This is a genomic window from Propionivibrio limicola, assembly GCF_009469695.1.
Taxonomy (GTDB): Bacteria; Pseudomonadota; Gammaproteobacteria; order Burkholderiales; family Rhodocyclaceae; genus Propionivibrio; species Propionivibrio limicola.
Genome location: NZ_SSSR01000001.1, coordinates 281,485 through 295,376 on the forward strand (window position 1 = coordinate 281,485; position 13,892 = coordinate 295,376).

At 63.4% G+C, this 13,892-nt stretch carries 14 protein-coding genes; 12 read left to right on the forward strand and 2 right to left on the reverse strand.

Annotation, left to right across the window (positions count from 1 at the left end; all coding sequences use genetic code 11):
- The first annotated feature begins 249 nt into the window (after positions 1-249).
- On the forward strand, positions 250-2,055 hold the full coding sequence (locus GH659_RS01325) for a S8 family serine peptidase (RefSeq protein WP_246167615.1): 1,806 nt from the start codon (positions 250-252) through the stop codon (positions 2,053-2,055).
- A 93-nt stretch (positions 2,056-2,148) separates the two neighbouring features.
- Here GH659_RS01325 and GH659_RS01330 read toward each other — a convergent pair whose 3' ends face one another.
- The gene (locus GH659_RS01330; RefSeq protein ID WP_211364062.1) at positions 2,149-2,796 is read right to left on the reverse strand and encodes a PEP-CTERM sorting domain-containing protein; all 648 of its coding nucleotides are present in this window, start codon (positions 2,794-2,796) and stop codon (positions 2,149-2,151) included.
- Positions 2,797-3,078: 282 nt separating this feature from the next.
- Between GH659_RS01330 and gspG the strand changes: the two genes are divergently transcribed.
- From gspG to GH659_RS01385, 11 genes are read left to right on the forward strand one after another with little or no spacing between them, the layout of a single operon-like run.
- Positions 3,079-3,525 (forward strand): type II secretion system major pseudopilin GspG, encoded by a 447-nt coding sequence (gene gspG, locus GH659_RS01335; RefSeq protein ID WP_153108909.1) that lies wholly within the window; start codon positions 3,079-3,081, stop codon positions 3,523-3,525.
- Positions 3,526-3,540: 15 nt separating this feature from the next.
- Complete coding sequence (locus tag GH659_RS14845) at positions 3,541-4,716, forward strand: type II secretion system F family protein (protein ID WP_153108910.1); 1,176 nt, start codon at positions 3,541-3,543, stop codon at positions 4,714-4,716.
- Positions 4,713-6,386: a GspE/PulE family protein gene (locus tag GH659_RS01345; RefSeq protein ID WP_211364063.1), complete on the forward strand. Its 1,674-nt coding sequence runs from the start codon at positions 4,713-4,715 to the stop codon at positions 6,384-6,386. The genes GH659_RS14845 and GH659_RS01345 overlap by 4 nt, the downstream gene beginning before the upstream one ends.
- The gene (locus GH659_RS01350) at positions 6,367-7,092 is read left to right on the forward strand and encodes a hypothetical protein (protein ID WP_153108912.1); all 726 of its coding nucleotides are present in this window, start codon (positions 6,367-6,369) and stop codon (positions 7,090-7,092) included. The genes GH659_RS01345 and GH659_RS01350 overlap by 20 nt, the downstream gene beginning before the upstream one ends.
- The gene (locus GH659_RS01355; RefSeq protein ID WP_153108913.1) at positions 7,089-7,628 is read left to right on the forward strand and encodes a hypothetical protein; all 540 of its coding nucleotides are present in this window, start codon (positions 7,089-7,091) and stop codon (positions 7,626-7,628) included. Before GH659_RS01350 ends, GH659_RS01355 begins: the two co-directional genes overlap by 4 nt.
- Positions 7,625-8,158 carry a hypothetical protein gene (locus tag GH659_RS01360; RefSeq protein WP_153108914.1) on the forward strand — a complete coding sequence of 178 codons (534 nt, stop codon included), beginning with the start codon at positions 7,625-7,627 and terminating at the stop codon, positions 8,156-8,158. Before GH659_RS01355 ends, GH659_RS01360 begins: the two co-directional genes overlap by 4 nt.
- 44 nt (positions 8,159-8,202) lie before the next feature.
- Positions 8,203-8,706, forward strand: coding sequence for a hypothetical protein (locus GH659_RS01365; protein ID WP_153108915.1), 504 nt, complete (start codon positions 8,203-8,205; stop codon positions 8,704-8,706).
- On the forward strand, positions 8,690-10,933 hold the full coding sequence (locus tag GH659_RS01370; protein WP_153108916.1) for a secretin N-terminal domain-containing protein: 2,244 nt from the start codon (positions 8,690-8,692) through the stop codon (positions 10,931-10,933). The genes GH659_RS01365 and GH659_RS01370 overlap by 17 nt, the downstream gene beginning before the upstream one ends.
- Entirely contained in the window at positions 10,933-11,406 is a 474-nt protein-coding gene (locus GH659_RS01375) for a type II secretion system protein (protein ID WP_153108917.1), read from the forward strand. Before GH659_RS01370 ends, GH659_RS01375 begins: the two co-directional genes overlap by 1 nt.
- A gap of 14 nt (positions 11,407-11,420) precedes the next feature.
- Positions 11,421-11,807, forward strand: coding sequence for a type II secretion system protein (locus GH659_RS01380; protein WP_153108918.1), 387 nt, complete (start codon positions 11,421-11,423; stop codon positions 11,805-11,807).
- A complete protein-coding gene (locus GH659_RS01385) occupies positions 11,794-12,285 on the forward strand; it encodes a type II secretion system protein (RefSeq protein WP_246167617.1) in 492 nt (163 codons plus the stop codon). The genes GH659_RS01380 and GH659_RS01385 overlap by 14 nt, the downstream gene beginning before the upstream one ends.
- A 22-nt stretch (positions 12,286-12,307) precedes the next feature.
- On the opposite strand, the gene cysS is transcribed toward GH659_RS01385, so the two are convergent.
- Complete coding sequence (gene cysS, locus GH659_RS01390; protein ID WP_153108920.1) at positions 12,308-13,708, reverse strand: cysteine--tRNA ligase; 1,401 nt, start codon at positions 13,706-13,708, stop codon at positions 12,308-12,310.
- Positions 13,709-13,892: the final 184 nt, after the last annotated feature.

The following is a 13,892-nucleotide window of genomic DNA, read 5'->3' on the forward strand; positions in this document are numbered from 1 at the left end:
TCCGGCGCCCGCCGTCACAACGGCGGCTGAAAATCAATTCGTCGCCCCTTGGCGACAACGCAAGCGACTGATTTTTGGTCAGTTTTCAGAAACAGACACCAACCGAGTCGCTTTCCCCCGACAACCACGCGCGGGAATTCCGCCTGAAATTTTAGAAATTAGCCTAACCAATTGTTACATATAGGAATTTTATATTTGGCATTGGTTTTGCTTTTGGCAGCAAAACTTTATCGCAAAGGAAGATGATCCATGTTTGACAAATCCAGCCCCTCCGCCAATTCCTCAGTATCGACCGCGTCCGTTCTTGATGCTTCCCGCCGACACATCCCTGCGGCGCTGGCTTTGACTTTCATGCTGGGCGCAGGCGCGATCCCGGCGGCAGCGCAAACAACCGCACCAACAGAAAAATGGGTTCCCGGCCGCCTGCTGGTACAGCCACGCGCCGGCCTCTCGGATGCCGAGTTCGACAAGATCCTAAAGCCGCACGGCGGCAAGCAGGTTGGAAAGATCGACAAGATCAATGTGCGCATCGTGCAATTGCCGGCGAACGCTTCGGAGAAAGCTATCGCTGCTCTCCTCAAACATAACAAACACATCAAGTTCGCCGAGCGCGACATGCTCGTCAAGGCCGAGGGCACGGCAAACGACCCCTATTTCGGCAGCGCGTGGCATCTCCCGAAAATCAACGCCCCAGTAGCGTGGGACAGCAGCCAAGGTTCAAACGTCACGATTGCGATCCTTGATTCCGGGGTCGACCCATCACACCCCGACTTGGCAGGAAAACTCGTGGCCGGCTGGAATTTCTTTGACAACAATTCCAACACGTCCGACGTGTACGGGCACGGCACCAAGGTCGCCGGCGCCGCAGCGGCAGCGACGAACAACTCTACTGGCGTCGCCGCAGTTGCCACCGGCGCGTCGATCATGCCGGTTCGAGTTGCCGGAACAGACGGTTATGGCTCATGGAGCGCGATTGCGAGTGGTCTGACATGGGCCGCTGATCACGGCGCCCGCGTCGCCAACCTGAGCTTTTACGGAGTAGAGACAAGTTCCTCTGCCGTAAGCGCTGCGCAATACATGAAGAGCAAGGGCGGGCTCGTAGTGACGTCTGCTGGCAACTACGGGACCGAGGCGACAATTGCCCCGAGCGACTCGATGATCACCGTATCGGCCACCGATACGGCAGATGTCAAGACAAGTTGGTCCAGCTATGGAAGCTTCGTTGACGTGGCCGCCCCCGGCGCCGGCATCTGGAGTACCGTCAATGGCGGCAGCTATGCCGCCGTTTCCGGAACCTCGTTCGCCAGCCCGGTCACTGCCGGTGTAGTGGCCCTGATGATGGCCGCCAATCCAGGTCTCGCTGCCGCCGAAGTTCAGAAGCGGCTGTATGCCAGCGCGCTTGATCTGGGCACGTCCGGCTTCGACAAATACTACGGCAACGGGCGCGTCGATGCCGCCGCAGCGGTCCAGGCCGCCAAGGTCGCCGCGTCGGTGGACAGTACTGCGCCGAGCGTCAGCATCGGATCACCGACGGCCGGCAGCACGGTGAAAGGACTCGTGGCCGTCGATGTCAGCGCAAGCGACAACGTCGGCGTAAGCCGTGTCGATCTATTGGTAAATGGAACCAAGATTGCCAGCGACACGACCGCACCGTTCGGCTTTAGCTGGGACAGCACGAAGGCAACCGATGGCAGTGCGACGCTTGCAGCCTATGCGTACGATGCCGCCGGCAACTCCGCATCGCGCAACGTGACGGTCACGGTCGCCAATGCAACTGCTGCGGACAGCCAGGCACCGGTCGCCACGATCAGCAATCCAGTTGATGGAAGCACAGTAGCCGGCGTCGTGGCCGTCAAGGCAACCGGCACGGACAATGTCGCGGTAACAAGCGTGCGTCTGTTAATTGACGGAAAACAGGTTGCATCCACCACAGGAACGAGCGTCTCTTACAACTGGAACACGAAGAAAGTCAAAGCAGGGACGCATACCATCGTGGCCGAAGCAGCCGATGCAGCGGGCAATAAAACGACCAAGAGCATTCAAGTCGTCCGCTGAAGGTGACTGGCCGGCGTCCTTCCTATGACGCGCAAACCACTGACCAAAAAAACCGCCGCATTTCGCGGCGGTTTTTTTGAATCCGGATCAGCCTTATACCCGGCGACGGATCCCAAACATCCCGAGCAATCCAAGTCCCAGCAATGCCAGGGAGGCAGGTTCAGGAATTTCTTGCGGTGGCGGGCCACCATCTTCAACGGTTACGAACAAATCCATATGAGAGATGTCTTTCCGGTTTACACCATCATTACCGTACATCCCCCACGTGCCACACAGCTCATAAATACCGCAAGCCGGGGACAAAGCTTCATCAACAAGGAAATACACCCACTTCGCATCAGACCCGGTTATCACTCCGTCCTTAATCGTGATCAGGAAATCGGTATTGGCTAGCGTGTAGCTAGGATCCAGAATATCGATACCCCAATTACCTTCCTTCGTTCCGCCATAGAAGTCGATCTTGAAGTCTGTTCCAAATGCAAGTGCCGGATTTTGCGCAACATTCTCGTCTTTCGAGACATGGAGATAATCGGCAGTCCCCGGTACAGCAAGATCAACGTTCGTGCCGTCCGGATTAACACCAATACCCAATCCGCAAGCCGACGCGCCATTCAGATAAGCATCGGGATTGGTTTCAGCAAGATTACAAACAAGAGCACTCGCCGCCCCGCTACTCAACAAACCAACTGCGGCAAACAGCGCTCCAACCGTGCAAGTCATCTTTTTCTGCAGAGTTTTCATGACAGCTCCTTCCATCTACTGCTTGAAAGTACTACTGAGGGGCAATGTTTCTTCCGCCCTGCCTTCGTTGAGCATGATTCACGCCACGCATTGCATCATATTGAAAAACATAAGGAATTTAATTTTCGGAAGAATCAAGTCAGCACTAAGCGTAAAAATTCCCGACAGGTTGCGATCCATTGCCAGGCTCTTCCGCTTAATGTTTCAGAAGGGACTTTTTCATTTAACCCCCCAATCGCTTGTGCCATACTTTGAACGGGCATCTCTAGCGGGAGACCGACAATGAGCGCAATCAGGAACAGACGAGCCTTTGGCCCGGCCAACCTCCACCCACACGGCTTCACCCTGCTCGAACTGCTGGTGGTCATGGCCATCATCGGCCTGCTGGCGGGTTATGTTGGCCCGCGTTTCTTCTCCCAGATCGGCAAATCCGAGACCAAGGTGGCGCAGGCGCAGATCGATGCTTTCGGCAAGGCGCTCGACCAATACCGGCTCGACGTCGGCCGCTACCCTTCGACCGATCAAGGTTTGCAAGCGCTGATGGCCGCGCCCGTGGGCGAGGCGCGCTGGCAGGGGCCGTACCTGAAGAAGGCGGTGCCGGCCGATCCGTGGGGCAAGCCTTATCAATACCGGCAACCCGGCGAGCACGGGGAATACGACCTCCTCTCGCTCGGTGCCGACGGCCAGCCGGGCGGTAGCGGGCCGGCGGCCGACGTCGGCAACTGGTAAGAATCGGGGCGCGCGATGCGCTACCGGGTGAAAGCCATCGGCCCCGATGCCGCCGTGGTCGAAACCGAGCTCGATGCGGCGAGCGAAGCCGAACTGCGCTCTCTGGCCGCCACGCGCGGCCTGAGGGTGTTGTCGTTGCGACGCATTTCGCGTCCGCGTCGGCGCTCGCGCTTTCCGCTGCAACTTTTCAACCAGGAGCTGCTCGCCTTGCTGCACGCCGGCATCCCGCTCACCGAGGCGATGTCGGCGCTGACCGAAAAGGAACACCGCGGCGCGGTGCGCGTCGTGCTGTCGGATATTCATACAGCGCTGCGCGAAGGGCGCACGCTGTCGAGCGCCTTCGAGGCCGAACCGCAGGCGTTCCCCGATCTGTACGTGGCGATGATCCGTGCTGCCGAACGCACCAGCAACCTCGACCTTGCCCTTTCCCGCTACATGACCTATCAGCAGCAGATCGAAGGTCTGCGCGGCAAGCTCGTCAGCGCCGCGATCTACCCGGTGCTCCTGCTCGGCGTCGGCGGGTTGGTGGTGCTGTTCCTGCTCGGTTACGTGGTACCGCGCTTCTCCCACATCTACGAGGATTTGGGCGGCGACCTGCCGTGGCTCTCGCGCCTCCTGCTCGACTGGGGGATGTTCGTCGAAGGGCACGCGCTGCTGCTCGGCGTTTTGCTGCTGGCGGTCATTGGTGCCCTGTCCGTGGCCGTGCGCCGACCGGCGCTCTGGGCAGCGGTCAGGCGCGAGGCTTGGCGTCTGCCGCTGCTCGGCGAGCGACTGCGCGTGTTCCATCTGGCGCGTTTTTACCGCACGCTCGGAATGCTCCTGTCGGGCGGCATTCCGGCGGTGACGGCTCTGGGCATGGTCGCCGGGCTGCTCTCCCCGGTATTGCGCGACAGCCTGCACACCGCCATCGCCCGCATTCGCGAGGGGCGCGCCTTTGCCGCGACGCTCGGCGAATGCGGTCTGACGACCCCGGTGGCGCGCCACATGCTGACAGTCGGCGAACGCGCCGGCAATCTGGGCGAAATGCTCACCCGCTCGGCGGAATTCCACGAAGAGCAGACGGCACGCGAGATCGAGTGGGCGACGCGCCTGTTCGGCCCGCTGCTGATGCTGTTCATCGGCTGCGCGATCGGCCTCATCGTCGTGCTCATGTATCTGCCGATCTTCCAACTGGCGGAGACTATCGGATGAAAACCCAACCCGCTTCGCCCTCCCCCGTCCGCCCATTTTCGGCGACCGAACTGGCCACCGCCCGCGCCGGCAGCGGCCGCGTCATTGACTCGCTGGCCGAACTCGAACCGCTGCCCGAGCGGCGGCTGGCGCGGCTGGCCGCCACCTGCGCCTTGCCGCTGATCGGTCATGCGCGGCTGCTGGCGCTGGCACCGGACTTCGCCGCGCTGCCGGTCGAAACGGCGCTGCGGCGCGAATGCGTGGCGTTGCGCGATGAGCAGCGCGCTCTGTTCATCGTCGTCGCCGACCCTTTCGATCAGGATCTGCTCGACGGCATCGCCGCCCGCCAGGCCGAACCCTTCACCCTTGCCCTGGCCGATCGCGACGAAATCACCGCCTGCCTGGCGCGCCATGAGGATGAAATACGGCAAGCGGTGGGCCTCAGCGAAGCGAGCGAAACGGCCACAACGGGCGATGCCGTGGAAGAGCTCTCGCTCAAAAGCATCAGCGCCGATGCCAGCCCCGTCGTCAAGCTGGTCAACTCGATGCTCTACGACGCGCTCAAGCAGGGCGCCAGCGACATCCACATCGAAGCCGTGCCGGGCGGGCTGGTCATCCGCTTCCGCATCGACGGCGTGCTGTCGCGGGCCGGCACGGCGTCGGGAACGGAACAGGCCGAGCAAGTCATCTCGCGCCTCAAGGTGATGGCGGAACTGGACATCGCCGAACACCGCGTACCGCAAGACGGCCGCTTCAAGGCGCAGACCGACGGACGCGAGATCGACTTTCGCGTCTCGATCATGCCGAGCATCCACGGCGAGGACGCCGTCTTGCGCGTGCTGGACAAGGAACATCTGTCGCGCGAAATGAGCGGCCTGACGCTCGAATCGCTCGGCTTTGACGCCGCCGCGCGCACGGTGCTGCGCCGGCTGGCCAGCGAGCCGTACGGCATGCTGCTCGTCACCGGCCCGACCGGCAGCGGCAAAACGACAACGCTCTACGCCCTGCTCGGCGAAACCAACCGCAGCCAGGAAAAAGTGGTGACGATCGAGGACCCGGTCGAATACCAGCTGACGGGCGTGCTGCAGATTCCGGTCAACGAGAAGAAGGGGCTGACCTTCGCGCGCGGTCTGCGTTCGATCCTGCGCCACGACCCGGACAAGATCATGGTCGGTGAAATCCGCGACGGCGAAACGGCCGAAATCGCGGTGCAGGCGGCGCTGACCGGCCATCTGGTTTACACGACGGTGCACGCCAACAACGTCCTCGACGTCATCGGTCGCTTCATGCACATGGGCATCGACCCGCACAACCTCGTCGCCGCCCTCAACGGCGTCGTGGCGCAGCGTCTGGTGCGCGTCAATTGCCCGCAGTGCAGCGTGGCCGTGACGCCCGATCCGGCTGCGATTGCCGATTCGGCGCTGGGCGATACCACGGGGTTTACGTTTCGCGCCGGTCAAGGCTGTGGCCATTGCCGCGGCTCCGGCTACAAGGGGCGGCGCGCGGTGGCCGAAGTGCTGCTGCTCGATGACGAAATACGCGAACTCGTCATCGCCCGCGCGCCGGTGCGCAGTCTGCGCGAGGCGGCCCGCCGGCGCGGCTTCCGCCATCTGCGCGAAGCGGTCATCGAACTGGTCGCGGCGGGAGTAACCACAGTGGAGGAACTGAATCGTGTCACGCTCCACGGCTGACTGGCTGCTTCGGCTCGAAGCCGACGCCTGGGTGCTGCACACGCCGGCGGGCGTGCAACGGCAGGCACATGACGGCGCGCCCGAGTCGGCGCTGGAGCGACTGGCCGGCGACACGGCGGCGCGCGGCACCCGTTTGCATACGGTACTCGGCGACGGCTGGCTGCGTTATCTGGTGATGCGCTGGCCGGCGGGCGTGCAATCGCGTGAAGAACGCGCCATCTACATGGCCTACCGTTTCGACGAAGTGCATGGAGCGAGCGAACCGGAATGGGCGTTCGCGCTCGATCGCGATGCCGTCAACTTCCCGGCGCTGGCCTGCGCGGCACCGGCGTCGCTGCTGGCCGCAATACAAGCCTTCGCCGCCGCCCACGGGTTGCGTCCCGGCCGGATCGTCGGCGACTTCGTCGACTGCTTCAACCAGCTTCGGCAGCGTTTCGACGAGCCGCCCGGCACACTCGCCGCGCTGGCGCTGATCCGCCCGGAACGGCTCACGGTGGGGCTGTGGTGCGACGGCCGATGGCAGGCGATACGCAGCCGCACAACGGGCAATAACAGCGCGGGCCCAAACAACGCCGCCGAGCTGTGCCACATGCTCGCCGGCTGGCACGCCGAACTGGCGCCGGAACAGACCGGCATGCTCTACGTGCAGGGCCCCTTGCCGGTGGTCTGCGCCGGCTGGTCCGTGATCCAGGAGGCCGCGCCATGAAAAAGCCGATTTTCAACGCGCCGGCGCCGCTGGCTTTAGACTTCAGCCCGACCCGGCGCCGCCCCGGCTGGCTCGGCTGGCTGGCTCTGGTTGTGGGCGCCGCAGCGCTGGGCGGAGTGCTGGGCGAGGCCTACTCAACCCACGTCGATCTGCAAGAGCGTGCATCCATCGTCGAACGACTGCGCGCCCAGTTGTCGGCCAAGGGCGGGCGCACGGCGACAGGCAGCTACGAGGCCGGGCCGGCGTTTGCCGTGGCCGCGCAGCTCAATGCCGACTGGGCGGGAATGTTCGCCGACCTCGCCCGGGCACAGGAGTCCGAATTCAATCTGGTCGAATTGCAGGCCGATGCCGCACGCGGCAGCGTGCGCATCGTCGCCGAAGTGCCTACACTGGAAGCAGCCTTCGCCTATCTGGAACGCTTGCGCGCCCAGCGCGTGCTGCGCTCGGCCACACTGGACAGCCACGCTCTCGTTGACGCAGGCGGCCGGATGGTGGTGCGTTTTACGGCAAGTGCGCATTGGGGAGCGGAACGATGACACCTACAGCCAGACTGCGCGAAAGCGCCCGACGCACACTGCGGCGGGCGGGTTGGCCGGGGTGGCTGGGTCTTGCCCTGCTGGCGCTGGCGTTCGCAATCGGCGTGGGCAATGACACCCTGAGCACGCAACGGCGGACGGCCCTGACCGCCGAGCGCGCGCAGCTCCTGCGCGGCGCAAGCGCCTCCGTCACCGGATCGGCCCCCGTGGTCGAGTTCCTTTCCGGTTTCCCGTCCGATCAAGCGTTGCCGCGCACTCTGGCACGCCTCTATGAGTCCGCCGACCAGCACGGGCTGAATGTCGAGCGAACCGAATACCGCAACGTGAATGAGGCAGGCACCCCGCTCTCGCGGGTATCGCTGCAGTTGCCGGCACAGGGCAGCTTTGCCGCCCTGTACGCGTGGCTGAACGAGACGCTGGGCTCCATGCCCGAAGTAGGCCTCGAATCGATCGTCGTACGCCACGCCGAGGCCGAAGCGGCGCAGATCGACGCCGAGGTCAGGCTGCTCGTATTCGTCAAACGGGAGTAATGGGGGGAGTACCGAGCGATGCGCGGAAATCTGGAGTCTGGGCGATGAGAATCCGGCCAACCAGCCGGCGTCCGCTGCTGTTCGCGGCCGCCCTGCTGGCGACGCTGGCCGCGACGTGGTGGGCCTCGTCGCTGGACGAGGAAGCGGAAGTCGTCTCCGGCCCTGCTCGGGGAGGCACGCCAGCGGCCACGCCAAGACGCGTTTCAGCGCCTCCCGGAGGGATGCTCGCCGTACGCCGCGCCCCGTGGCCCGAGGCCGGCGCCACTTTGATGCAGTCGCCGCCCCCGCCGCCCGTCGCCGTAGAAATGCCGCCGCCCGAAGCGGAAATTCCGCCGCTGCCGTTCCGTTTCATCGGCGCGCTCGGAGAGCAGGGCCGGCGATCCGTCATTCTGCTGGAAGGAAAAGAAGTGCGCATCGTGCGCGCTGGCGAGCGCATCGATGCCAACTACCGCGTCGATCGCATCACGCCGACGCGTGTCGAATTCACCCACCTGCCGACGCGCCAGCGTCAGGCGCTCGACATTGCCGATCATGAAGCCCAACCATAAAACCGCTTGTCGCCTGTTGCCACTGGCGTTCGCCGGGTTGCTGTCCGCCTGCATGACCAACTCGGCACTGGATCGCAGCCGCGTCGAATTCACCGACGGCGATCCAGCCACGGCCTTTTCGGCCCTTGAGCAACGCGTGCGTCAGGAACCACGCAATCTGGAACTGCGCGCCTACTATCTGCGCCAGCGCGAACGGCTAATCAGCGACTATCTCGCCACGGCCGAACAAGCGCTCACCGCTGGCGACCTTGATCGGGCCGAGCAAGCATTCCGACGCGTGCTGGAGATCGATGCCCGGCACCCGCGCGCTGCGGCCGGGATCGAATCCCTTGCCGACGAGCGGCGTCGCCAGACACGCCTGGCCGCGGCAGAAGCCGCGCTGGCGCGTGGAGACGCGACCACAGCCGAGCGTCTTGCGCGTTCGGTGCTGGCCGAAGTGCCCGCCAACACGGGCGCCCGGCGCCTGCTCCGCGAGGCGGACGAACGCCGCCTGCTCGAACAACCGGCAAACTCCGCGCAGACGCTTGGCGCGATGAACAAACCGGTGACGCTGCATTTCCGCGACGCGCCGTTACGCGCGGTGTTCGAGGTGCTGGCACAAGCGGCCGGGTTGAATTTCGTGTTCGACCGGGAAATGCGCGAAGACACCCTCGTCACGCTGATGGTGCGCAACAGCACGGTGGGAGAAATACTCAAGTTGCTGGCGACCACGCAACAGATCGAAACGCGGCTAGTGAATACGAATTCGGTGCTCGTCTATCCGGCGACGCCCGCCAAGCAGCGCGAGTACCAGGAACTCGTGTCGCGCAGCTTCTACCTGGCCCACGCCGACGCCAAACAGGTGCAGGCCATGCTCAAGCAACTCGTGAAAACGCGCGACCTGTTCATCGACGAGAAGCTGAACCTCGTGGTCATCAAGGACACACTGGACGCGGTGCGCTTGGCCGAGCGTCTGATTGCATCGCTGGACGTGGCCGAACCGGAAGTGATGCTTGACGTTGAAGTCCTCGAGGTCAACCGCACCAAGCTGCGCGACCTTGGACTTGAGCTTCCCGACGAGATCGGCTACGGCCTGCTCGCCAGCGGGGATAGTGGTGCACTGGTCACGGGCAACGTCAGCCTGCGCGATACCAGCGCACTGGTGCCTTACACGGTCAACCCGGCGGCGGTGTTGCGCATCCTGAGCGAGGACAGCGACACCAACCTCCTGGCGAACCCGCGCATCCGCGTGAAGAACCGTTCCGCCGCGAAAGTACATATTGGCGACAAAGTACCGGTGTTCACCACGACCTCGACGGCGAACGTCGGGGTGGCGGCGTCGGTCAGCTACCTCGACATCGGCCTCAAGCTCGATGTCGAACCCAGCGTGACGCTCGACGATCAGGTGGCGATCAAGGTCGGACTGGAAGTCAGCAACATCGTTTCCGAAGTTCCCGGCCCGGAAGGCTCGCTCGCCTACCGCATCGGCACGCGAAGCGCACAGACAACGCTTCGCCTGAAGAATGGCGAAACGCAGGTGCTCGCCGGCCTGATCAGCGACGAGGACCGATTGGGCACGCGGCGCATTCCGGGCCTGGGCGACTTGCCGGTCCTCGGGAGACTCTTCTCATCGCAAAACGAGAACGGCGTAAAAACGGAAATCGTCTTGCTGATCACGCCGCGCATCCTGCGCAACGTCGTGCCGCCGGTCTCCGCCCGCGATGAACTGCCGGCCGGTACCGAGGCCAGCATCGGCGCCCAGCCCCTGCGCATTGGATCAACCGCCCCCGGCGGCCTGAGCCTGCGAGTGGCGGGGACGGTGACTCCAGCGGCGGCGCTGCCCGCACCAATCGCCACGCCGGCCCTCCCGGCCCCCGCTCCCACCCCAAGCCCCGGCCCGGAGGGACTGGCGATACGCCTGTCCGGCCCGGCGACGGCCAAGGCGGGCGAAACGGTAGCGCTAAGCCTCGAACTCGGCGGACGCGGAAGCTACGATGGCGGCACGGCCGACATAACCTACGACGCGAAATTGCTCGAGCCGGTCGGAATCACCGCCTCGGCACCGGGACAGGCAAGGATTGCGCTACCTGCGGGAACATTACCGGCCAGTCAGCCAGTCACCTTCCGCGTCAAAGCCGAAACCGGCGGAATGGCCAGCATAGCCGTCACCGGGATCAACCTGGAGTTCGCCGGGCAGCGACTCGCCTCGCCGGCCAGCGCATCGACCACGATCACGATTGGACAGTGATGCACAGCGGGCGCGGCTTTACCCTCATCGAGTTGGTGGTGACGGTGGCCATCATCGGCATCCTCGCCGCCGGCGCGATGCCGCTCGCTGAATTGGGGGCGCAACGCGCGAAGGAGTCCGAACTGCGGGTCGCGCTGCGCCAGATTCGCGACGGACTGGATGCGTACAAGGCGGCATCCGACGCCCAACGCGTCGAGCGCAAGGCCGGCGCCTCGGGTTATCCGCCGGATCTGGCAACGCTGGTCAATGGCGTGCCCGACGCGGCCGTCCCATCGGGGAAGCGGATTTATTTCCTGCGCCGCATCCCGCGCGATCCGTTTCATGGCGATCCAGGCGTGCCGGCCGACAAGACCTGGGGCAAACGCAGCTACGCCAGCCCGCCACAAGCGCCGCGCGAAGGGGCGGACGTGTTCGACGTCTATTCGCTGTCGGAACGAACGGGGCTCAACGGCATCCCGTATCGGGAATGGTGAGGGAAGGAGTTGCCATGGCACGAGCCAGAAAAAGCCGTCTCGGGTTCACGCTGATCGAACTGCTGGTGGTCATGGCAATCATCGCCACCCTGCTGTCAATCGTCGCGCCGCGCTACTTCGACAATCTGGATCGCTCGCGCGAAGTCGCCTTGCAACAATCGCTCGCCGTGATGCGCGATGCGATCGACAAGTACCGCGCCGACACCGGTGTCTATCCCAAAGATCTGCAGGAACTGGTCAGCCGGCGCTATCTGCGCGCGGTGCCACGCGACCCCGTCACCGAGTCGACCAGTACGTGGCAGGTCGTACCGCCGCGCGAGGGCGAGGAAGGCGGCATGGGCGACGTACGCAGCGGCGCTCCCGGGCAGGCGCGTGATGGAAGCGACTATGCGAACTGGTAAGACCCGCCATCAGCGTGGATACACCTATCTGCTGGTACTGTTCCTCGTTGCCGAACTCGGCTTGCTGGCAGCAAAGGCCGGTGTCGTCTGGCAGGCCGTGGCGCAACGCGAGCGCGAGGCGGAACTGCTGGCGGTTGGTGGCGAAATGGCACGCGCCATGGCGCGTTATCGCGACGAAACGCCGGTGGGCCAGCCACCCTGGCCGACCAAGCTTGAGCAACTCATCGAGGATTCACGTTTCCCCGTTCCACGCCGTCATCTGCGCCGCATCTACCGCGACCCGCTGAGCGGGCGCACCGAATGGGGGCTGGTGCGTACGGGAGAGGCCATCGTCGGCATTCACAGCCTATCGACGCTCACCCCTATCCGCCGCCACGATCTCCCCCCCTACCTGGACGAGAGTGCGAAATCGGCGACAAAGTATTCGGAGTGGATCTTCCGGCCTGGCTCATCAACCCCTGCGACAGCGACGCCGTAAGCGCGGACGAGGAGAGCTTATCTTAAGCGCGCCGCCACGTCGTTCCCTGCGCGCTGTCCTCCAGCACGATACCGGCCGCCAACAATTCGGCGCGGATGCGGTCGGCTTCGGCAAAGTTTTTGGCCTTTTTGGCCGCGACCCGGTCGGCGATCAGCTGTTCGATTTTTTCCGCCGAATAACCGGCCGCCTCGTCGCCCCCCGCCCCGCCCGACGGCGTCGCTTGCAGAAACGCCTGCGCATCACGCTCGAGCAGCCCCAACAATCCGGCCAGCGCGCGCAGTTGCCCGGCCAGCGCGGGAGATTTGCTGCGATTGACTTCCGCCGCCAGATCGAAAAGGACGGCGCAGGCTTCCGGCGTATTGAAATCGTCGTCCATCGCTTCACGGAAGCGTTGCGCGTATTTCTCTTCCCAATCGACGGCCGACGCCGGTGCATCGACCGCGTCGACCGCTTTGAGCGCCGTATATAACCTGGCCAGCGCCTGCCGCGCATCGTCGAGGTGCTTGTCCGAGTAATTGAGCGGGCTACGGTAATGCGCACGCAGGATGAAGAAACGGACAACCTCGGCATCGTACTTCTTGAGTACCTCGCGAATGGTGAAGAAATTGCCCAGCGACTTGGACATCTTTTCATCATCGACACGCACGAAACCGTTGTGCATCCAGTAATTCACGAACTGGCAGTTGTGCGCCCCTTCCGACTGGGCAATCTCGTTTTCGTGGTGCGGGAACTGGAGATCCTGACCGCCGCCATGAATGTCGAATTGCTTGCCGAGCAGATCGGAACTCATCGCCGAGCATTCGATGTGCCATCCCGGCCGGCCACGCCCCCACGGCGACTCCCAGAACGGTTCGCCTTCCTTGGCATGCTTCCACAGCACGAAATCGAGCGGGTCCTGCTTGGCTTGATCAATATCGACGCGCTCGCCCGCCCGCAGATCATCGAGCGACTTGCCCGACAGCTTGCCGTACCCCGGGAACTTGCGCACCGAGAAATTCACGTCCCCATCGGTTGCCTTGTAGGCCAAGCCGTTTTTCTCCAGTTCACCGATCAATTCGAGCATCTGCGGGATGTATTCGGTAGCACGCGGCTCATGAGAGGGGCGTTCGACACCAAGCGCCGCCGAATCCTCATTCATGAAGGCGATGAAACGGTCGGTCAGCGCACCGATCGTTTCGTTGTTTTCCAGCGCCCGCTTGATGATCTTGTCGTCGATATCGGTGATATTGCGAACGTACGTCACCTCGTAACCGCTGGCCTTCAGCCAACGCTGCACCATGTCGAACACGACAAGCACTCGCGCGTGCCCCAAATGGCAGTAATCGTAGACCGTCATTCCGCACACGTACATGCGCACCTTGCCCGGCTCGATCGGCACAAAAACCTGCTTCTCCCTGCTCAAGGAATTGTAAATCTTCAACATTTTCAGCTCGCGAGACGCCGTTTCGAGATTACGATGGCGTTAGAAAAATAAGGAAAATCTTTGGGATTCCACGTGCTTCTTGTTAGAATCCGCGGTTGAATAATCAGGCTTTTGAGTATATCACACTCATGACTCCCCCCCTCCGAATGCCAGTACTGAAGCACCTTCCAGCCGTTTTTATCGG